The following is a 24,540-nucleotide window of genomic DNA, read 5'->3' as shown; positions in this document are numbered from 1 at the left end:
CACAGTCGTCCCATGATCAGGACGAGGGGCCGGAACAGCCCGTATCTGCTGCTGTCGATCACCATGGTGCTGTGGGGGAGTGCCTTCTCCAGCTCCAAGTCGGTGGTGGAGCACGTGCCGCACTCGGTGGCCGCGCTCCTCCGGTTCGGGGGTGCGGCCTTGGCGCTGTTGGTCGGGGTGGCGCTCTTCGGGAAGCGGCTCGGCCAAGCGAAGGCCGAGCCCTCGTCCCGGGCCGCCGTCCGCGCCGCCCTGGCAGGCATCGTCGGCGTGTTCGCCTACAACGGGTTCTTCTTCTGGGGGCTGTCGCTGGCGCCGTCGCTCGACGCGGGCATTCTCATCCCGGTCATGAGCCCCGTACTGACCAGCCTCTTCCTCCTGCTGACCCGACGGGAACGGGCATCGAAGGCGCGCCTGGCGGGACTCGGCCTCGGACTGGCCGGTGCCGCGATCTTCTTCCTGGGCGCGGGCGGCAGCGCCCACGGCAGTCCGACACGGCTCGCCGGGGACGCGCTGTTCCTCCTCAGCGCGGTGTGCTGGGCGGCCTACACCCTCGCCGGCCCCCGCGTCCTTGCCGGCATCGACCCACTGCGCGCCACCACGTACGCCACCTGCGCCGGGGCCCTGCTGCTGGGCGTGGTCGCGGCCCCCGACCTTCCGGACGTGGACTGGGGCGGTCTGCCGTCCGCCGTCTGGCTGAACGCCGCCTACCTGGCGCTGGGCGCCGCCGCCGTCGCCAACCTCCTGTACTACCGGGGCGTCGCGGCCGTGGGCCCCGCCTCGGCCTCGCTGATGATGTTCACCGTGCCGGTGGTGAACACGGTGTGCGGCGTCCTGTTCCTCGGCGAGACCTTCGGCACCGTACAGACGGTGGGCGCCCTGGTGCTGCTGACGGGCGCCGTGCTCGCCGCGCTGCACGGACGGCTCGCCCGGCGGAAGGGCACGGCGCTCGTTCCCGAGAAGGCGGGCGAGGGGCGGCGGGTCGCCGAGCGGACTGTCAACAACGCTCATGAGCAATACAGCTAGGCCGCGTTTTCGGATCATCCTGGGCCCGCGACGTTCCCCCCCCCGGCTACCGCTGGGAGGTGCCCACATCACCAGACGCCGCGGGCTGCTCCAGGCCGATCCACAAGACACGACCTGGGACTTCGGTCCCCGTTTCCCCGGCCGGGACACGCCGCCCCGCTCGCGGTGTACGGCACGACGGTCGTCACCGCCGGCTCGCTCGGCGAGAGTGGCTGGGGCGGACCGCGCATCGGCTGGATACGGGCTGACGGGGAGGCGGGCGGGACGGTGGCGTTCCGGCCCGTGCCGGTACGGCGGCCCCGGCCGTACGGCGCTCGGCCGATAGGCGGAACCCGGTGGGGCGTACAGGATAAGAAGTGCGTGGCGCGGTACCTGACGAGGGCGGGTGGGCATGGGTTTGCCCGGTGGGTTGTGAGGAACCCTCAGGGCCGAGGAGGAACGGTTCGGTCCGGGTGCGCGCGTGTGCGGCCGGCGCTGTCCGGAGTGCGTGCCGGAAGGAGGATGCAGTGACAACGCAGGAAACCGTGTCCGCACCAGGCGGGGTGGTGCTCGACGGCGATCTGGAGCTGCCGGACTCACCGCGTGCCGTGGTGCTGTTCGTCCACGGCAGCGGCAGCTCGCGGCGCAGTCCGCGCAACCGCGCGGTCGCCCTCGCGCTGCGCCATTCCGGTCTGGCCTCGCTGCTGCCGGACCTGCTGACCCCGCAGGAGGCCGAGGCGGACGCCGTCTCCCGGCAGCACCGCTTCGACATCCCCCTGCTGGCCGAGCGGGTGGTCGCGGCGGTCGACTGGCTGAGCGAGCACCCGGCGACCCGGGAACTGCCGCTGCACCTGTTCGGCGCGAGTACGGGCGCGGCGGCGGCCCTGGTGGCGGCGGAGCGGCGGCCCGCCCGGGTCCGGTCCGTGGTGAGCCGCGGCGGCCGGCCCGACCTGGCGGAGGAATCGCTGGAACACGTACAGGCGCCCGTGCTGCTGCTCGTCGGGGAGCTGGACACCGACGTACTGCGGCTGAACCGCGAGGCGGCGGCCCGGCTGCGGGCGCCCTGCGAGGTGGAGATCGTGCCGGGCGCGAGCCACCTCTTCGAGGAGCCCGGGACCCTGGAGCGGGTGACCGAGTCGGCCCGGAACTGGTTCCTGCACCCGCCGGAGCCCGCGGGCCACCACAGGAGCGGCGGCGATGTCCGCTGAACCGGCGGCGTCCGGCCTGGAAACGATCCGTGAGGCGGCCGTACCGCTGCCGGACCCCGGCGCGCTGGACCCACTGCTGGACCGGATCGGTGACGCCCGCTACGTCCTCCTCGGCGAGGCGTCGCACGGCACCGCCGAGTACTACTGGTGGCGGGCGCGCCTGACCGAGCGGCTGATCGCGGAGAAGGGCTTCTCCTTCGTCGCCGTCGAGAGCGACTGGCCCGACTGCCTCGACCTGCACTGCTCGGTCACCGCCGAGCCCGGCGCGCCCGAGGACCCGCGGGAGGTCCTGGAGCGCTTCCGCCGCTGGCCGCGCTGGATGTGGGCCAACACCGACGTGGCCCGCTTCGCCCGGTGGCTGCGCGAGCACAACACCGGCCTCGCGCCCCGGGAGCGGGTCGGCTTCTACGGCCTCGACGTCTACAGCATGTGGGAGTCGCTGGACGCGGTGCTGGCCTACCTGCGCGAGCACCACCCGGACCACGTCGAGCAGGCGGTGGAGGCGTACCGCTGCCTGGAACCGTACGAGCAGGACCCGCAGAGCTACGCCCTGGCGACCCGGATGCTGCCCTCCGGGTGCGAACCCGAGGTGGTCCGCCTCCTGGTGTCGCTGCGCGAACGCGCCCGGCGCCCGGAGGGCGCCTCGTCCGTCGCGGAACTCGCCGCGCTCCAGAACGCCGAAACCCTCGCCGGGGCGGAGCGGTACTACCGGTCGGTGGTCCACGGCGGACCCGAGTCGTGGAACATCCGCGACCACCACATGGCCGACACCCTCGACCGGCTGACGACCCACCACGGCCCCGGCGCCAAAGCGGTGGTGTGGGCCCACAACACCCACGTCGGCGACGCCCGGGCCACCGACATGGCCGCCGCCGGACTGGTGAACATCGGCCGGCTCGTACGGGAGCGGCACTCCGCGGACGGCGTCGTGCTCGTCGGCTTCGGCTCGTACCAGGGCACGGTCGTCGCCGGCAGCGAGTGGGGAGCGACACCCCGGGCCGTGACCGTGCCCGAGGCCCGGCCGGGCAGCGTGGAGGAACTGCTCCACCAGGTCTTCCCCGAGGACCGGGCCCTGTTCGTCTTCCCGCCGCGGGACGCAGCCACCGGCCGGCACCCGGAGGTCCCGCGCCCGGCCGGCTGGTCCGGCACACGACGTGACCACCGGGCCATCGGCGTCGTCTACCGGCCGGAACGCGAGGCGTTCGCCAACTACGTGCCGACCACGCTCGACCAGCGTTACGACGCCTTCATCCACCTGGACCGCACCCACGCCCTGACTCCGCTGCACGCCGAGCCGCCCGCCACCGGTGAGGCCGAGACCTGGCCCACCGGCCAGTGACCCGCGCCCCGCCGCCACCGCCCCCGAACGCCCCTCCCGACCGAGGGCAAGGAGCAACCATGCGCTTCACCGACCGCCGGCACGCAGGCCGGTCCCTCGCCCAGTGGCTGCGCTCGCCGGACGACGACACGGCCGACGCCGACGAGGCCGCCGCGTGGCCGTACGGGGCGGCCGACCCGCTCGTCCTCGCACTGCCGCGCGGCGGCGTCCCGGTGGCCGCGGAGGTCGCCCGGGAGTTCCGGGCACCCCTCGACGTGCTGGTGGCGCGCAAGATCGGCGTACCCGGCTCGCCCGAGACCGGCATCGGCGCCATCGTCGCCGAGGAACCGCCCGTCTTCGACCGGCGGGCCCTGCAGTTCCTGGGCTTGTCCGAGGACGAACTCGCCCCCTCCGTGGCCCGCGAACGCGCCGAACTCCACCGCCGCGAGGACCTCTACCGCCGCGGCCGCCCGGAGCCCGCCATCACCGGCCGGACCGTGCTCCTCGTCGACGACGGCCTCGCCACCGGCCTCACCGCCCTCGCCGCACTGCGCCATCTGCGCCGCCGGCAGCCCGCCCACCTGGCCCTGGCCGCACCCGTCGGCTCCCGCAACGCCGCCACCGAACTGTCCGAGGAGGCCGACCGGGTGCTCGTCCTGCACCAGCCGGACCACTTCCGGGCGGTCGGCGAGTGGTACGACGACTTCGGGCAGGTGAGCGATGACGAGGTGATCGCGCTGCTGGGGACGTCGCCTTCCATGGCGTGACTCGCCACCCTAGGGCGGACGATCACCCGTGACCGGGTACCACTCCGGCGGACGGTCATTCCCGTACGGGAACCGCGTCACCCCGCTCCGCGCCCCGCGTCAGGCGCCGTACGGCGAGCATGCCGCCGACGCCCGGCAGCAGGGCCAGGCCGACGGCCGTCGCGGTACGCCGGGGATCACGGGCGGTGGCGACCACGGTGAAGAGGTAGGCGCAGCCGTGCAGCGGGCCGGCCAGGGAGGAGATGGCGGGCAGGTGCGCGGTGGCGAGGTTGCCCAGCAGGACGATGAGCGAGGCGAGTTCGACGGCGGCGGCGATGCGCAGGGCCGGGCGGTCGCGGCGCACGGTCACACCCCCGTGGTGGAGCCGGGACGGATGATCATCAGGACCGTCACCACGGCCCACAGCAGGTTGAACGTGCCGGTGAGCATGGCCAGCCGCGCGGTGGCGCCGCGGTCCACGGGAGGCCCGGAGCCCTCCAGCCGGCCGAGCATCCGCTCCTGGCCCGGCAGCACCAGCAGGGCCAGCACCCCGGCCGCGGCCGCGGTCAGCACGATCGAGGCGATCAGCCAGGCGTCCCCGAGGACCCCGAGGCTGCTGGCGGTGGCGAAGCCGAACACCGGCACGGCCATGCCGAGGGCGGCGTAGACGCGGCAGACGCGGTGCAGCAGCCGTACGCCGGACCGGCCGGCGGCGTCCGGCCCGGCCGCCTGCGCACGGCGGACGGCCGCGGGGAACATGCTGGCCGCCACGGTCACCGGCCCGACCGCGATGATCGCGGCCAGGACGTGGACGGCGAGGAGGAACTTGGTCACCGGACGGCTCCGGACCGCCGAGTGGCTTCGTCGACAGATTGGGACATGGCGGGGTGCTCTTTCTCGTCGCTCAGGCAAGGACGGGCGGCGTGCTGCCGCGCCACCGCCCGGGAACGTGCCGCGTCAGGCTAGGCCGGGCCCGGACCGGCACCCCAGGGGCTGAAATGACAATTTCCAACGGGTTCCCGCCACTCGGTCCCGCCTGGGACGACCGTCGGCCCACCCCCACGACCTGGGCATGTGCGACCGGCGGCTTCTCGTTTACCGTGTCCGGCATGCATACGGTGGCGGTCCTGGTGCTGGACCAGGTGGTGGCGGCCGACATGGCCTGCCCGATCGACGCGTTCGGGCGCGCCCGGCTGGCGGACGGGCGCAACCCGTACCGGGTCCGGGTCTGCGCACCGGAGCCCCAGGTGGACTCCGAGGCCTTCACGATCGTCGCGCCGCACGGCCTGGAGGCGCTGCGGGACGCGGACACGGTCGTCGTGCCCGGCTGCTCGGAGGCCGCCGCGCCGCCCGGCCCGGAGGTGCTCGACGCGCTGCGCGCTGCCGCCGCCGCGGGCACCCGCATCGCCTCCATCTGCACGGGCGCGTTCATCCTCGCCGAGGCCGGACTGCTGGACGGGCTGCGCGCGACCACGCACTGGGTGGCGGCCGACCTGCTGGCCGAACGGTTCCCGCGCGTCGACGTACAGCCGGACGTGCTCTACGTCGACAACGGCCAGATCCTGACCTCCGCCGGGGCCGCCGCCGGGATGGACCTGTGCCTGCACATCATCCGGCGGGACTTCGGCTCGGCGGTCGCGGCGGACTCGGCGCGGCTGGCGGTGATGCCGCTGGAACGGGAGGGCGGGCAGGCGCAGTTCATCGTGCACGCGCAGCCGCCGGTGCCGCGGGGCTCGCTGCTGGAGCCGGTGCTGAAGTGGATCGAGGACCACCTCGCCGAGGAGGTGACCCTCGCCGAGCTGGCCGCGCTGAGCGGGCTCAGCGAGCGGACGTTCAGCCGCCGCTTCCGGGAGCAGACGGGCACCACACCGTTGCAGTGGCTGCTGCGTGCCCGGGTACGCCAGGCGCAGTTCCTGCTGGAGACCACCGACCACGGCGTCGAACGCATAGCCACCCAGGCCGGTTTCGGCTCGCCCACCGCGTTCCGCGAACGGTTCAAGCGCGTCGTCGGGGTGACGCCGCAGTCGTATCGCTCGGCGTTCCGGGCCAACGGGTCCTGATGGCAGAAGGGCGCTCCGTGTCCTTCAGGTCGTGAGCGGACGAGTGGGGTTGGGGGATGGGGGAGGGGAGTTGGCGGGCCGGGGGACGGGTGGCGCGCTCACGTGCCCTGGATATGGATACGGGGACGCCTTCGTACAGGGACACGGGCGCGCCTTCATGCAGGGACGCCGCCTTCATGCGGGGACGCGGGCGTGCCTCCGTGCTGGGACGCCGCCTTCGTGCGGGGACACGGGCGCCCCTCTGCGCAGGGACGCGCTGGTGCCGCTGCTGGGGTGAGCGGCGGCGCCACCGAACGTCCCGCGTGCAACGGTCCGGTCAGCCGATGCCGTTCCGCGTCGCGGCGACCGCCAGCGTGCTGTACCGCATCGTGAAGCCGCCACCCACCGCGTCGACGGCCGCCCCGATGCCCGACAGCACCTTCTCCAGCTCGGCGGGGGAGAGCCGGATGTGGCCGCCGGTGGTGGGGACCTGGTCCAGCCACGCGTCCCGGGTGTACGTGTGCTCCCAGTCGAAGCGCCAGTGCTCCGGAGCGCCGTACGCGCCCGCCTTCCGTATGCCGTCGGCCACCTGGTCGCACAGTGCGCCGTACGCGTCCGCGGCCGGGACCGACCACTGGCGGGCGGCGAGCGAGTCGGGCATCAGCCGGCGGTAGACCTCGGCGAAGGACGCCGCCAGTTGGGGCGGAGGGCTGCCCGCGTTCCAGAACACGGCCAGCAGACCGCCGGGCCGCAGCGCCTGCGCCGCCTTGGCGGGCCCGGCCACCGGGTCCACCCAGTGCCAGGTCTGCCCGGAGACGACGGCGTCGAATGTCCGGCCGGCCGGTTCCCAGGCCTCGAACGCCGTGATCTCGGCTTCGAGCCCGTGCCGCCGCGCCAGTGCGGCCATCCGCGCGTCCACGTCGAGGCCCAGCACCTGACATCCGGCCGCCGCGAACTGCCGGGCCACGATGCCCGTACCGCAGCCGACGTCGAGTACATCGGTGCCGCGCGCGACGGTGTCGGGCGCGGCGGTGTCGTGGACGGCGGTGTCGTGCACGGCGGCGAGAATCCGGTCGATCAGGGCCCGGGGGTAGCGGGGACGGGCCCGGTCGTAGCGTTCGGCGTCCGCGCCGAACGACTCGGCCACTTCTCGGTGCCGGTGCGGCGCCGGAGCGGGGTGGCGCGGCTCCGGAGCGGGCTGGCGCGCCGGTTCCCGGGCAGGAGGGAGCGAGCCCTCCGACGGTATAGTGGGCATGTGCCCACTATGAGTGGGCGAGTGCCCACTCGTCAACGGGGTGCGCGGGACGCACTCCGGCGTACGGAGAAGGAGACACACGGTGCCGACAGGGGTGGCCATCCGCGACGCACGCGAGCAGCTCTTCGACGCCGCCGAACGCGTCCTGCTCCGCGACGGGCCGAGCGCGCTCAGCAGCCGCGCGGTCACCACGGAGGCGGGCTGCGCCAAAGGCGTGCTGCACCGGCACTTCGACGACTTCGACGCCTTCCTCGCCGAACTCGTACGGGACCGCATCGCCCGGATGGACGGCCGCGCCGCCGCGCTGCGCGACGCCGCCGGGACCGGTACCGTCGTCGACCGTCTGGCCGAGGCGCTGACGGACCTGTTCGGGCCGGTCGCGGTGGCGATCGTCGGCCTCGTCACCTCCCGGGACGAACTGCGCGCACGGCTGCGCCGCACCACGCCGGCCGGCATCCCGCTGCTCACCGAAGCCGCCGCCGCCCTGGCCTGCTATCTCGCCGCCGAACGCGAACGGGGCCGCATCGCGCCGGACGCCGACATCGACAGCCTCGCCCCCACACTCATCGGCAGCGGCCATCTGCTCTTCGCCGACCGGATGGGGGAACGGCCGGGGGCCGAGGCGGTGCGCAAGGTGGTGGCCGCGGTGATGGGCGGGGTCGTGCGGGATTAGGTGAGGGGCCGGCGGAGTGGCTGCCGGGCCCTGCCGGGGTGACGGCAGGGGCCTCCCGGGCGGCCGGGCGCCGGCCCCGCTCACCCGGTCGGCGGATTCCCGCGGGCGGGTCTGCGGGACTCGCTCCGGCGCGCAGGGCCCCGGGAAGCCGTGTGCAGCACACTGGCGGCATGGATCACAGCAGTCAGCCGGAGGAGGCGTCCTCGCGGAGTTTCCCGCCGCGGCCGGAGAGCGTGGCATCGGCCCGGCGCTTTGTGCGCGCCGCCCTGGCCGGGGCTGATCCGCACGCGGTGGGGACCGCCGAGCTGCTGGCCAGCGAGCTGGTGACCAACGCGGTGCTGCACGCGCGCACGGAGATCGCGGTGTCGGCCCGGGCCGTGGACGGGGAGGTCCGGGTACGGATCGGCGACCGGCAGCCGTGCCGCGCGCTGGTGCCGCAGCGGTCTCTCCCGTACGCCGGCCCCGGGCAGGGGCTGGCGCTGGTCGAGGAGCTGGCGTCCGCCTACGGGGTCGAGAACGGCGACGAGGGCAAGACGGTGTGGTTCGCCCTGCGGCGCGACGAGCGACCGCCCCCGCCGCACGGCTGGCGGACCACCACCGCACGTACCTGCGGCCCGACTCGTACGGTGACCCTCGTCGACCTGCCGGGCGCGCTCTACCTGGCGGCCCAGCGGCATCAGCACGCACTGCTGCGAGAACTGACCCTCGCCGCCTTCGCCGGAACGGACACCGGCGTGCGCCCGGAAGACCTCGCCGTCGCGCATGACATGAACAACGTACTCAGCGCCGGCATGACCGCCGCGCTGGAGGAACAGTCGTCGGTCGCCCACACCCACTCCCTGGACCTGTCCCTTCCGGCGGACGCCGCGCGAGCCCTGCCGACGCTCCGTCAGGTGCTGGACGCCGCCGAGCGGCTGGCCCGGAACGAACGCCTGCTGGCCTGGCCGTCGCTGCCGCACAACCGGGTCTTCCGCCAGTGGCTGTTCGACCAGATCGCCGGCCAGTTCGCCGGCGGGCCGCCCACCGCGTGGACCGTGATCCCCCGCGAGCCGAGCGCCAGCCCCTCGGAGCTGGTGCCCTGGGACGCCAGCCACGCCTGGGCCAGCAGGGTCCCCACCATCGCCGCCGACGACGAGAACCGGATCATCGTGGCGAACGGGCCGGCCGCGGACCTGCTCGGCTGGCAGACGGGCGAGCTGGTGGGTGAGCGGCTGACCGTGCTCATCCCGGAGCATCTGAGGAAGCGCCACATGGCGGCGTTCACCCGACTCCTGCGCACCGGGCAGCCGCACATCCTGGGCCGCTCGGTACCGCTTCCGGCGCTGCACCGGGACGGCCGGCTGGTTCCCGTACGGCTGTTCGTCCAGAGCCAGGGCACCGCGGACGGTCGTACGGTCTTCGTCGCGCAGCTCGCCCCCAGAACGGCTCCTCCCGTACCCGCGCCGCTGTCCCCAGGGGAGGACCGGGCCGCGTCGCCGGAACAGCCGCACGGGCCGGACCTGTTGGAGGAGCCGGAGCGCGTCGCTACGAGCGCGGGCGGCGACGCGGGCGACGGGCCGGCACTGGAGCGCAGGCTGCTGGCCGACATCGGGGAGTCGCTGAGCAGCACACCGAACCTGGACGAGGGACTGCAACGGGTCTGCAAGATCCTCACACGGCGGCTGGCCGACTGGTGCATGGTGGACCTGCTCAACGACTTCGACCAGTTGGAGAGGTTCTGCGTCGCGCACCACGGCCCCACGCCCCTTCCGGCCGAGGCGTACGCGGGCAGGCTCCCGCCGGTGACGGGGGCCGCGCGGGGGCCGCTGGCCCGGGTGCTGCGCGGCGCCGGGCCATTGCTGCTCACCGAGCCGCCGGCGCCGAGCGAGGTCAGAAGCCCGCTCGACGCGCACTACGCGGAGCTGTTCGAGCGGGTGGGCGCGAACAGCGCCGTCGTCGCACCGCTGCGGACCCGCGGAGCCGTCTTCGGCGCCCTGACCCTCGTCCAAGCCGGCCGGAACCGGCCGTTCACCGAGGATTCGCTGCCCCTGATCGGCGATCTGGTCCGCAGCCTCGCCCTCGGTGTGGAGCACGCGCGCCTCTACCAGGAGACCCGGCACATCGCCGAACGCCTTCAGCGCTCCCTGCTGCCCGTACTACCCGAGATCGGGCATCTGCAGATGGCCGCCCGTTACGCGCCGTCCTCCACGACCGCGCAGATCGGCGGCGACTGGTACGACAGCTTCGTGGTCCCCGGCGGGCAGACGGCCGCGGTCATCGGTGACGTCGCCGGGCACGACCTGGAGGCGGCCGTCGCGATGAGCCAGCTGCGCAGCATGTTGCGCGGCATCGCCATCGACCGTCAGGAGCCGCCCGCAGAGGTGATGCGACGCCTGGACATGGCCAACCACACCCTGTCCCAGGAGGCCACCGCCACCTGCATCTACGCCCTCGTCACGGGTCCCCCCGACGGTCCCTGGGAGCTGAAGCACTCCTCCGCCGGGCACCTGCCGCCGCTGCTGACCACGCGCGAAGGCGACACGCGCTACCTCGACGGCGGTTCGGGCCTGCTGCTCGGCATGGACCCGGACCTGCCCCGTCCCAGCGCCACCGACGCCCTCCCGGCCCACTCGACCGTCCTGCTGTATACGGACGGTCTCATCGAGCGCCGCGACGAATCCCTCGACCACGCCATGGACCGGCTCCGCCGGCATACCGCGGCCCTGGCCGGCGAACCCCTCGACGTCTTCTGCGACGAACTCCTCATCGGGCTGAGCGCCGACAGCGCCGACGACATCGCCCTGCTGGCAATCCGGCCGGTGCCGCAGGTCTGAAGCGCTGGGCGGCGGCCCGCACCCCGAACGGCCTGGCTCCTCGACACCGGCGACGGACGGCAGGCCGTGGCCTTCGGCGACGACCTGCACACACCGGTCCAGACGGAGCACCCGGACTGGCAAGTGCTCCTCGACCACGACCGGCGGGAGGTCGAACGCTCACGGCGCCGCCTCATCGCACACCTCACCCAGGACGGCGTCCTCGGCTTCGGTGCCCACTTCGCCGACCAGCAACTGGGCACGGTGGACGCGGACGGTCGGTGGCGTCCGTGGGTGGGGTGAAGGCCCGTTGTCAGTGGCTGGTGCCACACTCCCGGGATGCACCACGACTCCCTCGAACTGCGCCAGCTCACATCGCCCCGGATGGTCGACGCCCGGCTCCGTCAGGCCCTGATCGGCTGCTGGGTCGATGTCACCAACGCCGGTGGGGCGGCCGGCTTCCCGTTCCCGCCCATCGACGCCCGGCAGGCAGCGCCCGCCCTCGATGCCATTCTCACCCGCCTCGCCCCTGACACTTGCCGCCTGCTCGTGGCCCTGATCGGAGGAGAGGTGGCGGGCTGGCTGAACCTGCGCCGGGACCCCTTCGCCCTGATCGCGCACTGGGGGACTCTGCACCACGTCCAGACTCACCCCCGCGTCCGCGGGCGGGGTATCGGTGCCGCGCTGATGGAACAGGCTCGGCAAATAGCCCGGGACGAGATGGGATTGGAGCATCTGCACCTGGCCGCACGCGGCGGAGTGGGGCTGGAACGCTTCTACGGCCGGCTCGGCTGGAAGGAGACAGGCCGCTGGCCCGACGCCCTGCGCTTGGCCCCCGGAGACGACCGTGACGAGGTTCTCATGATCCTTGCGCCCCTCTGAGCGGCGCGGTCAGGTGCCACGGACTCCAGCGCCTCGCCGGCATGGCCCGCGGCCGCACCGAGTCCGTCAGGTATCGATCGCGAGGCGGGGCCGGTACGTGTACGGAGTCGTGGTGGTGAGAGCGGTGAAGCCCAGGCGCTCCAGGATGGGGCGGCTCTGGCTGGACGCGTCGACCTGGAGGTAGTGGTAGCCGCGCTCGGCGGCGATGCGGGCGCGGAAGTCGATCAGGGCGCGATAGATGCCGCGGCCGCGCCAGGCGGCCACCGTCCCGCCGCCCCAGAGCCCGGCGAAGCCGGTGCCCGGGACCAGTTCCATGCGGGCCGCGCTCACCGGCACGTCGCCGGCCATGGCGACCACGGCTACGACCGTGTCCGGCTGCTCGGTGAGCTGCGCCAGGAGCCGCTGCCGGTGCCTGGTGCCGTCCGTACCGAACGCCGCTGCCTGGACCCGCGCCATCAGCTCCACGCCGGCGGCGTCCGTCACCGGGCGCAGCTCGATGCCCGCGGGGAGCGCGCCACCGGCGGGAAGGCCGGCGATCGGGGCGACCATGAGGGTCTCCGGTTCCCCGGGGACGAAACCGGCGGCCTCCAGCCGATCGGCGAGGTCGTGCGGCTGGTCGTGACCGTACAGCTTCCACTCGAACTCCCGTCCGAGCGCAGTGTAGTGGCCTGTCTGCTCCGCGATGGCCCCGTCCACGCGGGACCGGTCCAGCGCGGACCACAGCACTCCGTTCCAGGCGGTGTCCGGGCCGGTCTGGCGCACCACGTCCCCTACCCGTTCGACGTACGCGCCGGGGGCATCCGGTGGTGCGTTCTTCCTCATCCGGTCGTCGAACACCGCGAGCATCGCGTCTTGGTCCATGCGCGCATGAGACCACCAGGGCTGTGGTAGGGCAATCGGTTATCGCGCCGCGGGCTGTGTCAGTGTATTCATGGCCGAAATGCCTCATTGAGCTGGTCCCCGCAGTCGAAAGGACGACTATGGACCACCGACGTTCCCTCCGGCGCACTGAAGCGAACACAGCAGCGACTGGAGCCGGACCTGCCCTCCCCGCCCATCTGGCCAGTGCCGCGGCTCACCCCTCAGGCCGGGCCGGATCCGTCGGTTCCCGCGCCGACAAGCGAGACGTCTTCTTCGTCCACGGCTTCCGAGGCCACAACAGCATCTTCGGCGGACTGAAGGACGAACTCAGAAAGGCGGGCTACTCCGACTCCAAGTTCCACGACTTCGGCTGGAGCGCGAAGGAGCGGCTCACCCCGGTAGCCAAGCGATTCCGTGATTTCGTGCGCGAGAAAGCGCGGGGCGAGGTGGACGTTGTCTCCCATTCGACCGGTGCCGCGATCACCCGATACGCCCTCAAAGGCTACCGGCACATGCTGACCGACCACGAGTACAACCTTCTCGACCCTTTGGGGGACCAGATCCGCGTCTGGGTCGGTCTCGCAGGTCTCAACTATGGCACGAGAAACTACGGTGCGAGTGTCGGCGGTGTCTGGTATCCCTGCCTGAATGACATGACGCCTTCCGACCAGTACATGAAGAATCTGAACTCCGGCACCCACGCTCCCGGCCCCACGCGCTACCTCACCTACCGATCGACCTCGGACGAACAGCTTGAGGACTGGACGATGAAGCTCGACGGGGCCGAGAATCGGGTCATCCACGGTGCGTCACACGACGGGGTCCCCAACAATTCGGACGTCAAGGCGGGCGTGGTCAAGTTCATCCAGGAAACGTCCAACAGGTACGATCCGGCGCTCCCTGCCATCGGCGGGACCTATCTCCTCATGAACATGGCGACAGGCATGGCCTTGGATGCCGGTACCGCGCAGGATTTCGTGGTCCAGTGGCCCAAGACGACCAGCAGGCAGCAGAAGTGGACGCTTGAGCAGGGTTATGCCGATGGGATCTATACCCTGCGCAACAACTATTACCGCGGGCCTCGCTACCTCAGATGCGCGCCGGGGCAAGGAGCCACCTCGGGAGATTCCGCCTTCGGCTACCACTTCTGGCAGATCAAGAAGACCGACGGAAAGGGGTTCCTGCTCTACCAGGACAATCTCGGACGGTATCTGCACATTCCGCACGGTGACAAGACCAAGGGCAAGCATGCTGAGCTCGATAACGACGTCCAGTACAGCTGGTACGCGTGGGAATTCGTCGGGGTGCCGTACGGTGGTTGAAGGTCACCCGGTGAGCGGCACAGGTGAGCACCCCTGACCCCGTCCCCGCCCACCCGGCCCGGCCTCTTCCGTCTTTCTCAGAGCAGCGGCATCGCGGCCTCCAGGGCGGTCGCCATGTCGAACGAGCGGGGGCGGTCGGCGGGTGGCAACGCGGGACCTCCTCGGGTTTTGGATCGGAAGTTCCATTTCGCCCTTCGCGCGCCGTGACCGTCAATCCTGTCGGGGGTGAGGGCGAGGGTGAGGGCGGGGGGCGGTTTTGAGGGTGGGGCGGTTTGTGACGCCCGCCGTCGATGGCGTATGCGTACCGACGGATCGCGTATGCGTACCGACGGCCGGTTGGCCGTATTCGGGCGGGCGTCGGGTCGCGGTCGCCGTGGAGCGGGCCCAGGGTGGGGGTATGGCCGCGCCGATCACCGTGCACCGGCCGTCCGCGAGTGGCGGACGGCGCGTTTCCGTGCGTACGGCAGGGCTCGATGCCGACCTGGGTGTGGCGTACTCGGACGCCGATGTGGAGGAGTTCCTGCGGCGTGCCGGCCTGCCGGAAGGAGTGGCGCTGCTCGATGACCCGACGTGGGTGGACTGGAGCGGCGACCGCGGATGGGATGCCGGGCGCTGAGGGGGCGGCCCGGTGGGGCGGTCGCCGACGGGTGCTCCTCGCTCACCCGTTGTTCCGGGCTCGCCCGTTGCTACGGGGAGTCGTGTTCACCTCTCCACCTCTCCACCTCCAAACGACCGGTGAAACAGCAGGCCACTGGAGAGGTGTCGAACGGCCGCGCCTAGACTCCCCCTGGCACCGGACCGTCGTGGTGCCGTATGACCGTAAGGAGCAAGGGTGTTGGACCAGGGATACCCGGCGGACCGTATCGACACCGGTACGGCGCACTCGGCGCGTGTGTACGACTACATCCTCGGCGGCAAGGACCACTACGCCGTGGACCGCGAGGCCGGTGACGCGATGTGCCGGGAGTGGCCCGCGCTGCCCGTACACATGCGGGCCAACCGCAAGTTCATGCACCGCGCGGCCCGTTACCTCGCCCAGGAGGAGGGCATCGGGCAGTTCCTGGACATCGGCACCGGGCTGCCCACCTCGCCCAACCTGCACGAGGTGGTCCAGGGGATACGGCCCGACGCGCGGGCGGTGTACGTCGACAACGACCCGATCGTGCTGACCCACGCGCGGACGCTGCTGACCGGCTCCGCGGAGGGCCGGACGGCGTACGTCGACGCGGACATGCGCGACCCCGAGGCCATCATCGGCTCCGCGCAGTTCCAGGAGCTGCTGGACCTGCGGAAGCCGGTCGGCCTGATGATCATCGGCATCCTCCACTTCATCCTCCCGCCCAACGACCACAGCCTGGTGCGGCGCCTCCTGGAGCCGCTGCCCGCGGGCAGTTTCGTGGCCATGACGATCGGCACCGCCGACTTCGCGCCGCACGAGGTCAACCGGGTCGCCGACGAGTACGCGCGCCGGGGCATGCCCATGAAGCTGCGGACGCGGGCCGAGGCCGAGGCGTTCTTCGCGGGGATGGACCTGGTCGCCCCCGGGCTGACGCAGGTCCACCACTGGCGCCCGGACGCCGACCAGGAGGAGGTCGACGACCGGGACATCGCCATGTACGGGGCGGTCGCCCGTAAGACCGCCTGATCCTTCGCCGCCGTCCGGGGACTGCGCCCCGGCCACCCAGGTGCCTCCGTCAGCATGCGGCGGTCGCCGGGAGCGGGTGTGCTGAAGACGTACGTAGCTGATTCACGATCTAGGAGCGATTCGCATGCGTATACGTCTCAGCCTGGCCGGCGCGGCGCTGGCCGCGGTCACCGTGGTCGCCGGGGCCCCCGTCGCCGGAGCGGCCGACGACCCCGGGGTACCGCCGAAGACGAACGGTCAGGCCACTCCGAAGAAGGACACGGCGGCTTCCACTCCGAAGAAGGACACGACGGCTGCCACCCCGAAGAAGGACACCGCGGCCGCGACCCCGAAGAAGGACACCGCGGCCGCGACCCCGAAGAAGGACACGGCGGCCGCGACCCCGAAGAAGGACACGGCGGCTGCCACCCCGAAGAAGGACACGGCCGCCACCGACACCAAGAAGGACCCGGCGGCCACCGATACGAAGAGGGACACGGCGGCCGCGGACACGGCGACGGGCAGCGCTCCCGATCCGGGCTTCGCCGCGGTTCCCGCCGGCAACCGGGAACTCGTCGGGCGCATCATGACCGGCCTCGGCTGACCCGCCTCGGCTGAGCGGGCGTTCCCCCGTTCGGGGACGCCGGCGTCAGTGGTTCCTCGGCGCCGGCGTCCCTCGGCGTGTGGTGCGGCCGTGGTGCTCGGCGGCGGGCGGGAACGGAAAGCCGACCCCAGTAGTTCCCCGGTCAACAGCCGTGAGGCCTGGACCGCTTGAGGGGACACTGTTCATGAGCAGCGAGAGCCGCTTCGCCGGCAAGGTCGTCATCGTCACCGGCGCCGGATCCGGTATCGGGGCCGCCACGGCACACCGTTTCGCGCGCGAGGGCGCCACCGTCGTCGCGGTCGGGCGTACGGAGGAGAAGCTGCGCAAGACGGTCGCCGAGGCGCCCGGCGGTTCGGCCGTCGTCGCGCGCGTGGCGGACATCTCCGACGAATCGGCGGTCGCCGCTCTCGTCGAGGGGGTGATCGGCGACCACGGCCGGCTGGACGTGCTGGTCAACAACGCGGCCGTCGCCACCGGCGGCACCGTCGAGCACACCGACACGGCCAGTTGGCGCCAGACCATGAACGTCGACGTGGACGGCACCTTCTACATGTCCCGGGCCGCCGTACCGCACCTGCGCGCCGTCGGCGGCAGCATCGTCAACGTCGGCTCGGTCTCCGGCCTCGGCGGGGACTGGGGCCTGGCCGCCTACAACGCGGCGAAGGGCGCGGTGGCCAACCTCACCAACGCCATGGCGCTCGACCACGGGGCCGAGGGCATACGGGTCAACGCCGTACACCCGAGTCTCACCGCCACGGAGATGGCCGCTCCCCTGCTCGCCGACGAGTCCCTGGTGGCCGCGTTCCAGCAGCGCATCCCCATGCGGCGGCCCGCCGAGCCCGGCGAGGTAGCCGATGTCATCGCCTTCCTGGCCAGCGAGGACGCCCGGTTCGTCAACGGCGTGCACATCCCCGTCGACGGCGGTCTGAGCGCGTCGTCCGGCCAGCCCCGTATTTTCTGACGCCCCGTATCTTCTGACGCCCCGTAACTTCCACCGCCCCGTAGCTTCTGACGGCCCTTGCCTCTGACAGCCCCGTATCTTCTGAGAGGGCGGACGTGGGAGTACGGCGACCGACCGGCGGAAGGCCGGTGCGGGCGCCTTCTCCGCGCGCGAGAAGACCGGTGGTCTCATCTCATATTAGTAATTGCCCGATAGAGCGAATGTAGGGATATCGCTCATCTCTCTTGGGCATCGCGCCAAACGAAAGAGTGCTCCCTGCATCCGCCTGGTCGGCAGGCGTCGCGCGAATGCCACCCGCGCCGCCGCCGAGTCCCCGCCGACCGGTGCACGCGCACCGGCGGGACGGCTCGTGAAGCCCTCCCGGACGGACACGGAAGTGCGGGACACCTGCCAAGACGCCGGGCGTTCAGCTGGACGACGCTGCCCGGGTCGCGGCGAAATCCTGGTGAGCGTTTCCACGCGTTGGAGGAGGGGGATGGCCGCCGACCGTCGTGCAGCCAACGATGACCTGCGGGCGCTGCTCTCGGCAGCCGGCTGGACCTATGAAGCCCTGGCCAGAAACGTCAACGCGCTCGGCGCCGAGAACGGCATGCGGCTGCGCTACGACCGCACCTCGGTGGCGCACTGGCTGGCCGGATCGGTTCCCCGCCCGCGCACCCGGGCCCTGATCGCCGAGGCCTTCGCCCGCAAACTCCGCCGCCCCGTTCCGCTCGGGGCACTGGGCATGGGGAAATCAGCCGCCCCCGATGTCCTCGACAGCGTCGATGTGTACGGGCGCAAGGGCGCCGACGGGGAAACGCGCGCGGTGACGCTGCTGGCCGTGCTGTGCGGAATGGACGCCGATCCGGTGCGCCGGTGCCTGGTGCAGGAGTCCGTTTACATCGCCGCGGAAATCGACGCGGACACAACCGGGTGGCCGGGAAGGAGCGCCGGAAGCTCCGCAGCCGAACGGCCTTCGTCGCGGGAAAGCCCAGGCCGGCCGGGAGGCGCCGCGGGGCTGCGCAGCGCCACGGACTTCTTCCGCCGAGCCGGTGACTTCGGCGGCCGCCACGCCCGTTCGGCCCTGGTGTCCTACCTCCACGACGATGTCGTCCCCCGGCTGCACGCGGGAGGCCACGCGAGCACGTACCTGCCGCTGCTGGCCGAGGCGGCGCGGCTGGTCCACGTGCTCGCCGGCATGTACGTCGACGATGTGCGCAACGGCGCGGCCCAGCGCTATCACCGCGCCGCTCTCCTCCTGGCCGCCGAGGCCGGTGACCGTACGACGTACGCCGTCGTGCTGCGGAGCATGAGCGGCCACGCCCTCGACCTCGGCCACCGCCGTCCGGCCCTCCGCCTGTCCGAGGCGGCCCTGGCCATCGCCGCGGCCGACGCGCCGCCCGAGGTCCGGGCACCGCTGCTGGCCCAACTCGCGCTCGCCCAGGCCGCCGTCGGGGACCGGCGCCGTGCGCTCGCCTCCCTGGCGAAGATGGCGCGACAGCAGCACGAGATGCCCGATCCGCGTACGTCAGAGCGTTGCGTACCCGGTTCCTCCGAGGCCGCGCTCACCTGCCGGAAGGGGCGGACGCTGGCGCTCCTGGGGGACCGGGCGGCGGCGATCGCCGCCTTGCGCGCGTCCTTGGAGCAGCGTTCGGCGACCGCGTATCTTCCCTGCGCGCTCACCCGCGCGGAGATCGCCCGGCTGCTCCTCGCCGACGGCCGGCTGGAGGAGGCGTGTGCGACCTGGCACCGGTTCCTCGACGACTACCTTCATCTGCGCTCCGGCCGCGCCGACCGCATTCTCGCCGACCTGCGCGGGGAACTGCGGGTGCACGCCACGCGCCAACCGGCCCGGTCCCTGTTGCGCCGGATGGACGCGGTGATGCGGAACGCCGGGTGAATTTCCGGCGTACGGGCGCCCGCTGACGCGCCTTTGCCGCACAACACGTTCAACACCCCGCGGTCGCCGATTCGGAGTGAGCGCCTTTCGGGACGTGAACTCATGGAGGGGGCGCCGGATTTCCCGCCGATGAGCCAGAGAGGTTGCGCGCCATGTACTGGACGACGCCGACGAGCCGGAGCGCGAGATCCGGGACGCCCGCCGGGATCACGAGACGCGGAAACAGCCGGAGTTCGTCCCGTCGTGGAAACAGCGGCAGCTCGCCCCACGCGTAAGCGGGACAAGCGAAGCAAGCGAAACAAACGAAGCAAGCGAAACAAACGAAGCAAGCAAGTATGCCGAGCGAGCGATGTAGCTGTGGTGAGTGCGTCCGTCCGGCGCATCCCAGGAGGTCGCGAAGACCCTCCGGCCGCGTCGGCCGCCCCACGGGACGCGGCCGGAGACCGGGGGGCGCGGGGTTCCGTGGACCATGGCGGGCCACCGCGGGCCACCGCGGCGCTCGGCACCGTCGAGCAAATGAACCGCGAGAGCCGTCGGAAGGCCGCCGGCCCCTTCGAAGGCTCCCCGTTCGCGTCGGCCGTACGGGCCGCGCTGTACCAGCCCGCCACCGTCGCCACCGTGAGCACCGTGAGGACCTGATGACGTACTTCGGATCGTCCGCCGCCCGTTCCGCCGACGCGGCCGCCGGCCCCGGGCGGGTCCTGCTCGCCTCGCCCCGCGGCTACTGCGCGGGATCGGACCGCGCCGTCGTCACCGTGGAGAAGGCCCTCGACCGGTACGGGCCGCCGGTGTACGTCCGTCAGCGGATCGTCCACAACACGCATGTGGTCCGCGCCCTGGAACGCCGGGGCGCGGTCTTTGTCGAGGCGGCCGACGAGGTGCCCGAGGACGCGGTCGTGGTCTTCTCGGCGTACGGCGCCGCCCCCGAGGTCCACACCGAGGCGGCGCGGCGCAGGCTCACCACCGTCGACGCGACCTGCCCGCTGGTCACCAAGGTCCATATGGAGGCGCGGCGCTTCGTCCGCGAAGGCTACGACATCCTCCTGATCGGCCACGAGGGCCACGAGGAGGTGATCGGCACGATGGGCGAGGCGCCGGACCGCATCCATCTGGTGGGTGGCCCCGACGACGTCCCGTACCTCCAGGTCGCGGACGAGGGGCGGGTGGTCTGGCTGTCGCAGACGACGCTGTCGGTGGACGAGACGGCGGTGACGGTCCACGCGCTCAAGGCGCGGTTCCCCGCGCTGCTCGGCCCGCCCGGCGACGACATCTGCTATGCGACCCGCAACCGGCAGGCGGCGGTGCGACGGCTGGCCGGCGCCTGCGACCTGGTGCTCGTGATCGGCTCCCGGAACTCGTCCGCCGCGGCCCGGCTGGCCGAGGTGGCGGTCCTGGCCGGTGTGCCCACGGCCCATCTGGTCGACTGCGCGGAGGAGATCGACCCGGCCTGGCTGCGCGGGATGTCCACCGTGGGGCTCACCAGCGGCGCGTCGGTGCCGGAGATCCTGGTCGCCGAGGCCCTGGACCGGCTCGCCGCGCACGGCTTCGACGACGTCGAAGTCGTCCGCGCCACCGACGAGCGGCAGCCCTTCACACCGCCACGCGGGGGCACGCGCCCCTGAGCGTCATGCCTTTGAGGCCACGCCTTCGAGCGCCACGCCCCTGAGCGCCGTGCTCTGTGAGCCGGTCCGACGGTACGGTGCCGGTCCGTCGGTACGCAGTTGGTCCGTCGGTACGGTGCCGGTCCGTCGGTATGGAGTCGGCCCGTCGGTACGGAGCTGGTCCGTCGGTACGGTGCCGGTCCGTCGGTACGGAGCCGGTCCGTCGGTACGGAGGCGTCCCGCCCGTACGGAGGCGCCCCGCCCGTACGGAGGCGTCCCGCCCATACGAAGGCGCCCCGCCCATACGGAGGCATCCCCCCAACCCCCAGCTCACCCCCGCCCCGCCCCCCGCTCCGGCCGGAAGAGCACCCACAGCAGGAAGGGGCCGCCGAGCACGCTGGTGACCACGCCGACGGGGATCTCGACGGGGGCGATCACCCGGCCCAGCGCGTCCGCCCCGGCGATCAGGGCGCCGCCGACCAGTCCGGAGGCCAGTACGGGTACCCGCGACCGGCCGCCGAGGCGGTCGGCGAGCACGGGGGCGGCCAGCGCGACGAAGGCGATGGGGCCGCCGATGCCCGCCGCCGCGCCGGAGAGCACCACCGCGAGGGCCAGCGCCAGGGCGCGGACGCGGCGGACGGGCACGCCGAGTCCGGCGGCCGTGTCGTCGTCGAAGCGCAGCAGTTGCAGCCGGTTCCCGGCGGCGAGGGCGAACGGGAGCAGGACGAGCAGGAGCAGCAGCAGCGGTGTGCCGACCGACCAGTCGCGTCCGCTGAGGCTGCCGACCGTCCACAGGAAGACGCCGCCCGCGGTGTTGTCGTTCTGGCGGGACATCACGAGGTCGGTGACGGCGCCGACGACGGTCGAGACGCCGATGCCGACGACGAGGACGCGGTGGCCCCGGTGGCCCGCGCCGCCCGCGCACAGGACGACCAGCGCGGCGGCCAGCACGGCGCCGACCGGTCCGAGCCACCACTCACCGATCATGCCGGTGGACGAGCCGACGACGGAGGCGACGACGGCCGCGGTGGCGCCCTCGTTCACGCCGATGATGTCGGGGGTGGCGAGCCGGTTGCCGGCCAGCGTCTGGGTGAGGCAGCCGGCGATGCCCAGTGCCGCGCCGACCAGGACGCCGACGGCGATCCGCGGCAGCCGGAAGTCCTGGACCAGTATCACGGTGGCGGGATCGCCGGTACCGAACAGGCCGGCGAGCGTTTCGGTGAAGCCCATGCCGGTGGAGCTGGCGAACGTGCCCAGCGCGACGAGGACCAGGATGAGCGCGCCCAGTGCCACGGCGACCAGTGAGCCGCGGCGGGGGAAGAGCCAGGAGAGGGCGCCGGTCCGCAGGACGAGGCTGTCGGGCGGGGTGACGTCCGGAGCCGCCGAGGAAGTGGGGGAGGGGGTACGGGCGGCCGTCCCGCCGTCCGCGATCGGGTCCGTCATGCCGTGCCTCCCGCCGTGGACAGCCGCCGGGAGCGGGCGATCCAGATCAGCAACGGGCCGCCGACGAAGGCGAGGAGGACGCTCACGGGGGTATCCCAGGGGCGGATGGCGACGCGGGCGAAGATGTCGGCCGCGATCATCACGTCCGCGGCGATCAGAGCGGAGAGGGCGAGCTGCGCGGCCATCCGCGGGCCGGTGACGGCGCGGGCGGCGTGCGGGGCCAGCAGGCCGAGGAAGGCGATGGGCCCGGCGATCGCCACCGCCGATCCGGCCAGCAACGTCACCGCCCCGGCGACGACCACGCGGATCAGGCCGGGGCGGTGCCCGAGCGCCCGCGCGCCGTCGTCGCCGAGCGCCAGGGCGGCCAGCGGACGGGCGGAGCCGAAGGCGACCAGCAGGCCGGTGACGACGAGCGGGATCAGCGGGTAGGTGTCGGAGGTCTTGACGCCGGCCAGGGAGCCGATGGTCCAGTAGCGGAAGGTGTCGAAGGTCGACTGGGTGCTGAGCAGGACGTAGGAGGTCATGCCGTGGAAGGTGGCGCCGAGCGCGGAGCCTGCCAGCACCAGCCGCAGCGGTGACGCCGCGGCCCGGCCCGAGGCCGCCAGCAGCAGGACCACCGCGCTGGCGGTCATCCCGCCGGCGAGCGCCCAGCCCAGCAGGGCGTACGAGGACCGCACCCCGAAGTAGGTGAGGCCGATGACGACGCCGAGCGCGGCGCCCGAGTTCACGCCGAGCAGTCCGGTTTCGGCCAAGGGGTTGCGGGTGACGGCCTGGAGGAGGCAGCCTGCTGCGCCGAGGGATACGCCGACGAGGACGGCGGCGAGGGTGCGCGGCAGCCGTACGTCGAGCACGGCGAGCCGGAGTTGGGCGTCGGCGCGGGCGGACGGGTCACCCATGAGGAAGTCCCAGGCGCGCGCGACGGGGCTGGAGCCGGTGCCGATGAGCAGGGACAGCACCATCAGGACGGCCAGCAGCGCGGTCAGGGCGACGGCGGCGGTCAGGATGCGCCGGCGGGGGCCGGGCGGCCGGGTCGAAGGGGGCTCGGTGCCGCCCACGGGGGCCCCGGTCTCTTGCGCAACCAACATAAGGTTAGCCTAACCTAAGGCTCAATCGGGGCTTCGGTCGCCCGCCGGACCGAACGCCACGGCACTTCCGGCATGCCCCGAAACCACCGTTCCGTCACACGCCGCTCCGGCGCCGGACTTCACCCTTCGGAGACCACAGACATGTCCACGCACTCCTCGCCGCGCGTCCGCCTGACCGCGGCGGCCGCCGTCACCACCGCCCTGGCGCTGGCCCTCACCGCCTGCGGAGGGGACCAGGCCGGCGGTTCGGGGAAGGCGAAGACCGGCGGTGCCGGCAAGGTCACCGTCACCGACGCCACCGGCGCCGAGGTCGAGGTGCCCGCCAAGCCCGCCAAGGTGGTGGCGCTCAGCGAGATGGACCTCGACTCCGCGCTGGCGCTCGGCGTCAAGCCGATCGGTCTGACCGCGGGCCGCGGCCAGAAGGGCGCCCCCGAATACCTCGCCGAACGCGCGGCCGGCATACCGGTCGTCGGCGCCGTCACCGGTCCCGACATCGAAAAGGTGCTGCGCGCCAAGCCGGACGTCATCCTCGCCGGACAGCTCGCCGACCAGAAGGTCCTCCAGCAGCTGAAGGCCATCGCGCCGACCGTCGTCACCATCGGCAAGGACAAGGACTGGAAGAAGGCGCTCGACCTCACCGGCCGGGCCCTCGGCAAGCAGAACGAGGCCAAGTCCTTCGTGGCGGGCTACGACGCCAAGGTCGCCGAGCTGAAGAAGAAGCTGGGCGCGCACGCCGGCGCCACCGTCTCCGTCGCCCGCTACTCCGCCAAGGGCACCGCCGTGATGCAGCAGGGCGTCTTCATCAGCGACGTCCTGAAGGACCTCGGCTTCAAGCGGCCCGGCATCCAGAACGAGCGCGGCCAGGGCCACTCCACCCCGATCAGCGACGAGGACATCCGGCAGATCGACGCCGACTGGCTGTTCATCGGCACCCTCGCCGCCAAGGGCAAGGACGCCGACCTGTTCGCCGAGCTGAAGGACAAGCCCGCCTACCGGCAGCTCGGTGCCGTCCGCGACGGCCACGCCACCGAGATCGACGGTTCCAAGTGGACCAGTCTCGGCGGCGGTCTGGCGGCCATGTCCGTCCTGGAGGACATCCGCAAGGCCATGGCCCGGTAAGGCCGTGACCCAGTAACGGACGGCACCGCCACCGGCCGGGGAAGCGCCCCGGCCGGGTGCCCGCCCCCGGCCGTCCGCCGACGTACGGCCCCTTCCCGGCCGGCCCCGCCGGCCACACGCTCAAGG

The 24,540-nt window shown here is 72.6% G+C and carries 24 protein-coding genes; 18 read left to right on the top strand and 6 right to left on the bottom strand.

Annotation, left to right across the window (positions count from 1 at the left end; all coding sequences use genetic code 11):
- The first annotated feature begins 12 nt into the window (after positions 1-12).
- The 4 genes from CP973_RS23590 (at position 13) to CP973_RS23575 (ending at position 4,295) form a co-directional block, all read left to right on the top strand.
- Positions 13-1,023 (top strand): DMT family transporter, encoded by a 1,011-nt coding sequence (locus CP973_RS23590; protein WP_150244745.1) that lies wholly within the window; start codon positions 13-15, stop codon positions 1,021-1,023.
- A gap of 506 nt (positions 1,024-1,529) precedes the next feature.
- Positions 1,530-2,210 carry a dienelactone hydrolase family protein gene (locus CP973_RS23585; protein WP_150244742.1) on the top strand — a complete coding sequence of 227 codons (681 nt, stop codon included), beginning with the start codon at positions 1,530-1,532 and terminating at the stop codon, positions 2,208-2,210.
- The gene (locus CP973_RS23580; RefSeq protein ID WP_208853289.1) at positions 2,200-3,549 is read left to right on the top strand and encodes an erythromycin esterase family protein; all 1,350 of its coding nucleotides are present in this window, start codon (positions 2,200-2,202) and stop codon (positions 3,547-3,549) included. The genes CP973_RS23585 and CP973_RS23580 overlap by 11 nt, the downstream gene beginning before the upstream one ends.
- 59 nt (positions 3,550-3,608) lie before the next feature.
- Positions 3,609-4,295, top strand: coding sequence for a phosphoribosyltransferase (locus CP973_RS23575; RefSeq protein ID WP_150244739.1), 687 nt, complete (start codon positions 3,609-3,611; stop codon positions 4,293-4,295).
- A gap of 55 nt (positions 4,296-4,350) precedes the next feature.
- Here CP973_RS23575 and CP973_RS23570 read toward each other — a convergent pair whose 3' ends face one another.
- Complete coding sequence (locus CP973_RS23570) at positions 4,351-4,644, bottom strand: DUF3817 domain-containing protein (protein ID WP_150244736.1); 294 nt, start codon at positions 4,642-4,644, stop codon at positions 4,351-4,353.
- On the bottom strand, positions 4,641-5,108 hold the full coding sequence (locus CP973_RS23565) for a DUF2269 family protein (RefSeq protein WP_150244733.1): 468 nt from the start codon (positions 5,106-5,108) through the stop codon (positions 4,641-4,643). Before CP973_RS23565 ends, CP973_RS23570 begins: the two co-directional genes overlap by 4 nt.
- A 275-nt stretch (positions 5,109-5,383) precedes the next feature.
- On the opposite strand from CP973_RS23565, the gene CP973_RS23560 reads away from it, so the two are divergent.
- Positions 5,384-6,334, top strand: coding sequence for a GlxA family transcriptional regulator (locus CP973_RS23560; protein ID WP_150244730.1), 951 nt, complete (start codon positions 5,384-5,386; stop codon positions 6,332-6,334).
- A 316-nt stretch (positions 6,335-6,650) separates the two neighbouring features.
- On the opposite strand, the gene CP973_RS23555 is transcribed toward CP973_RS23560, so the two are convergent.
- Entirely contained in the window at positions 6,651-7,568 is a 918-nt protein-coding gene (locus CP973_RS23555) for a class I SAM-dependent methyltransferase (protein ID WP_150244727.1), read from the bottom strand.
- 82 nt (positions 7,569-7,650) lie between these two features.
- Between CP973_RS23555 and CP973_RS23550 the strand changes: the two genes are divergently transcribed.
- From CP973_RS23550 to CP973_RS23535, 4 genes are all read left to right on the top strand, one after another.
- On the top strand, positions 7,651-8,241 hold the full coding sequence (locus CP973_RS23550; protein ID WP_150244724.1) for a TetR/AcrR family transcriptional regulator: 591 nt from the start codon (positions 7,651-7,653) through the stop codon (positions 8,239-8,241).
- Positions 8,242-8,411: 170 nt separating this feature from the next.
- Positions 8,412-11,054, top strand: coding sequence for a SpoIIE family protein phosphatase (locus CP973_RS23545; protein ID WP_150244721.1), 2,643 nt, complete (start codon positions 8,412-8,414; stop codon positions 11,052-11,054).
- A gap of 66 nt (positions 11,055-11,120) precedes the next feature.
- On the top strand, positions 11,121-11,336 hold the full coding sequence (locus CP973_RS23540) for an MBL fold metallo-hydrolase (RefSeq protein WP_150244718.1): 216 nt from the start codon (positions 11,121-11,123) through the stop codon (positions 11,334-11,336).
- Positions 11,337-11,372: 36 nt separating this feature from the next.
- Entirely contained in the window at positions 11,373-11,915 is a 543-nt protein-coding gene (locus CP973_RS23535) for a GNAT family N-acetyltransferase (protein ID WP_150244715.1), read from the top strand.
- 66 nt (positions 11,916-11,981) lie between these two features.
- Here the strand turns inward: CP973_RS23535 and CP973_RS23530 are convergent, their stop codons facing one another.
- Complete coding sequence (locus CP973_RS23530; RefSeq protein ID WP_150244713.1) at positions 11,982-12,776, bottom strand: GNAT family N-acetyltransferase; 795 nt, start codon at positions 12,774-12,776, stop codon at positions 11,982-11,984.
- A gap of 119 nt (positions 12,777-12,895) precedes the next feature.
- Here CP973_RS23530 and CP973_RS23525 point away from each other — a divergent pair, with 119 nt between their 5' ends.
- From CP973_RS23525 to CP973_RS23495, 8 genes are all read left to right on the top strand, one after another.
- Complete coding sequence (locus tag CP973_RS23525) at positions 12,896-14,098, top strand: RICIN domain-containing protein (protein WP_150244710.1); 1,203 nt, start codon at positions 12,896-12,898, stop codon at positions 14,096-14,098.
- Positions 14,099-14,495: 397 nt separating this feature from the next.
- The gene (locus CP973_RS23520; protein WP_150244707.1) at positions 14,496-14,714 is read left to right on the top strand and encodes a hypothetical protein; all 219 of its coding nucleotides are present in this window, start codon (positions 14,496-14,498) and stop codon (positions 14,712-14,714) included.
- 219 nt (positions 14,715-14,933) lie between these two features.
- Positions 14,934-15,743 carry an SAM-dependent methyltransferase gene (locus tag CP973_RS23515; protein WP_150250141.1) on the top strand — a complete coding sequence of 270 codons (810 nt, stop codon included), beginning with the start codon at positions 14,934-14,936 and terminating at the stop codon, positions 15,741-15,743.
- 124 nt (positions 15,744-15,867) lie between these two features.
- Entirely contained in the window at positions 15,868-16,326 is a 459-nt protein-coding gene (locus CP973_RS23510) for a hypothetical protein (RefSeq protein ID WP_150244704.1), read from the top strand.
- Between the two features lie 184 nt (positions 16,327-16,510).
- Positions 16,511-17,287 carry a meso-2,3-butanediol dehydrogenase gene (budC, locus tag CP973_RS23505; protein ID WP_150244701.1) on the top strand — a complete coding sequence of 259 codons (777 nt, stop codon included), beginning with the start codon at positions 16,511-16,513 and terminating at the stop codon, positions 17,285-17,287.
- A 475-nt stretch (positions 17,288-17,762) separates the two neighbouring features.
- Positions 17,763-19,166, top strand: coding sequence for an NsdA family TPR-like regulatory protein (locus CP973_RS23500; RefSeq protein WP_150244699.1), 1,404 nt, complete (start codon positions 17,763-17,765; stop codon positions 19,164-19,166).
- A 516-nt stretch (positions 19,167-19,682) separates the two neighbouring features.
- Positions 19,683-19,805, top strand: coding sequence for a hypothetical protein (locus tag CP973_RS41455; RefSeq protein WP_280119028.1), 123 nt, complete (start codon positions 19,683-19,685; stop codon positions 19,803-19,805).
- Positions 19,805-20,788 (top strand): 4-hydroxy-3-methylbut-2-enyl diphosphate reductase, encoded by a 984-nt coding sequence (locus CP973_RS23495; RefSeq protein WP_150244696.1) that lies wholly within the window; start codon positions 19,805-19,807, stop codon positions 20,786-20,788. The genes CP973_RS41455 and CP973_RS23495 overlap by 1 nt, the downstream gene beginning before the upstream one ends.
- A gap of 309 nt (positions 20,789-21,097) precedes the next feature.
- Here CP973_RS23495 and CP973_RS23490 read toward each other — a convergent pair whose 3' ends face one another.
- Together CP973_RS23490 and CP973_RS23485 are read right to left on the bottom strand one after the other, a co-directional pair.
- Positions 21,098-22,210, bottom strand: coding sequence for a FecCD family ABC transporter permease (locus tag CP973_RS23490; RefSeq protein WP_208853288.1), 1,113 nt, complete (start codon positions 22,208-22,210; stop codon positions 21,098-21,100).
- The gene (locus CP973_RS23485) at positions 22,207-23,295 is read right to left on the bottom strand and encodes a FecCD family ABC transporter permease (protein ID WP_425282015.1); all 1,089 of its coding nucleotides are present in this window, start codon (positions 23,293-23,295) and stop codon (positions 22,207-22,209) included. The genes CP973_RS23490 and CP973_RS23485 overlap by 4 nt, the downstream gene beginning before the upstream one ends.
- Positions 23,296-23,436: 141 nt before the next feature.
- On the opposite strand from CP973_RS23485, the gene CP973_RS23480 reads away from it, so the two are divergent.
- The gene (locus CP973_RS23480; protein WP_150244694.1) at positions 23,437-24,414 is read left to right on the top strand and encodes an ABC transporter substrate-binding protein; all 978 of its coding nucleotides are present in this window, start codon (positions 23,437-23,439) and stop codon (positions 24,412-24,414) included.
- Positions 24,415-24,540: the final 126 nt, after the last annotated feature.

This window comes from Streptomyces albofaciens JCM 4342 (assembly GCF_008634025.1).
In the GTDB taxonomy this organism is placed as follows: domain Bacteria; phylum Actinomycetota; class Actinomycetes; order Streptomycetales; family Streptomycetaceae; genus Streptomyces; species Streptomyces albofaciens.
The sequence above is the reverse complement of the archived record's forward strand: the minus strand, read 5'-3'. Positions and strand labels throughout refer to the sequence as shown.

Bases quoted from the DNA above. Each gene is read 5' to 3' on its own strand.
- CP973_RS23590 (WP_150244745.1), top strand. From the start codon at position 13: ATGATCAGGACGAGGGGCCGGAACAGCCCGTATCTGCTGCTGTCGATC.
- CP973_RS23580 (WP_208853289.1), top strand. From the start codon at position 2,200: ATGTCCGCTGAACCGGCGGCGTCCGGCCTGGAAACGATCCGTGAGGCG.
- CP973_RS23575 (WP_150244739.1), top strand. From the start codon at position 3,609: ATGCGCTTCACCGACCGCCGGCACGCAGGCCGGTCCCTCGCCCAGTGG.
- CP973_RS23560 (WP_150244730.1), top strand. From the start codon at position 5,384: ATGCATACGGTGGCGGTCCTGGTGCTGGACCAGGTGGTGGCGGCCGAC.
- CP973_RS23555 (WP_150244727.1), bottom strand. From the start codon at position 7,568: ATGCCCACTATACCGTCGGAGGGCTCGCTCCCTCCTGCCCGGGAACCG.
- CP973_RS23545 (WP_150244721.1), top strand. From the start codon at position 8,412: ATGGATCACAGCAGTCAGCCGGAGGAGGCGTCCTCGCGGAGTTTCCCG.
- CP973_RS23535 (WP_150244715.1), top strand. From the start codon at position 11,373: ATGCACCACGACTCCCTCGAACTGCGCCAGCTCACATCGCCCCGGATG.
- CP973_RS23530 (WP_150244713.1), bottom strand. From the start codon at position 12,776: ATGGACCAAGACGCGATGCTCGCGGTGTTCGACGACCGGATGAGGAAG.
- CP973_RS23525 (WP_150244710.1), top strand. From the start codon at position 12,896: ATGGACCACCGACGTTCCCTCCGGCGCACTGAAGCGAACACAGCAGCG.
- CP973_RS23520 (WP_150244707.1), top strand. From the start codon at position 14,496: ATGGCCGCGCCGATCACCGTGCACCGGCCGTCCGCGAGTGGCGGACGG.
- CP973_RS23510 (WP_150244704.1), top strand. From the start codon at position 15,868: ATGCGTATACGTCTCAGCCTGGCCGGCGCGGCGCTGGCCGCGGTCACC.
- budC (WP_150244701.1), top strand. From the start codon at position 16,511: ATGAGCAGCGAGAGCCGCTTCGCCGGCAAGGTCGTCATCGTCACCGGC.
- CP973_RS23500 (WP_150244699.1), top strand. From the start codon at position 17,763: ATGGCCGCCGACCGTCGTGCAGCCAACGATGACCTGCGGGCGCTGCTC.
- CP973_RS41455 (WP_280119028.1), top strand. From the start codon at position 19,683: ATGAACCGCGAGAGCCGTCGGAAGGCCGCCGGCCCCTTCGAAGGCTCC.
- CP973_RS23495 (WP_150244696.1), top strand. From the start codon at position 19,805: ATGACGTACTTCGGATCGTCCGCCGCCCGTTCCGCCGACGCGGCCGCC.
- CP973_RS23490 (WP_208853288.1), bottom strand. From the start codon at position 22,210: ATGACGGACCCGATCGCGGACGGCGGGACGGCCGCCCGTACCCCCTCC.
- CP973_RS23485 (WP_425282015.1), bottom strand. From the start codon at position 23,295: ATGTTGGTTGCGCAAGAGACCGGGGCCCCCGTGGGCGGCACCGAGCCC.
- CP973_RS23480 (WP_150244694.1), top strand. From the start codon at position 23,437: ATGTCCACGCACTCCTCGCCGCGCGTCCGCCTGACCGCGGCGGCCGCC.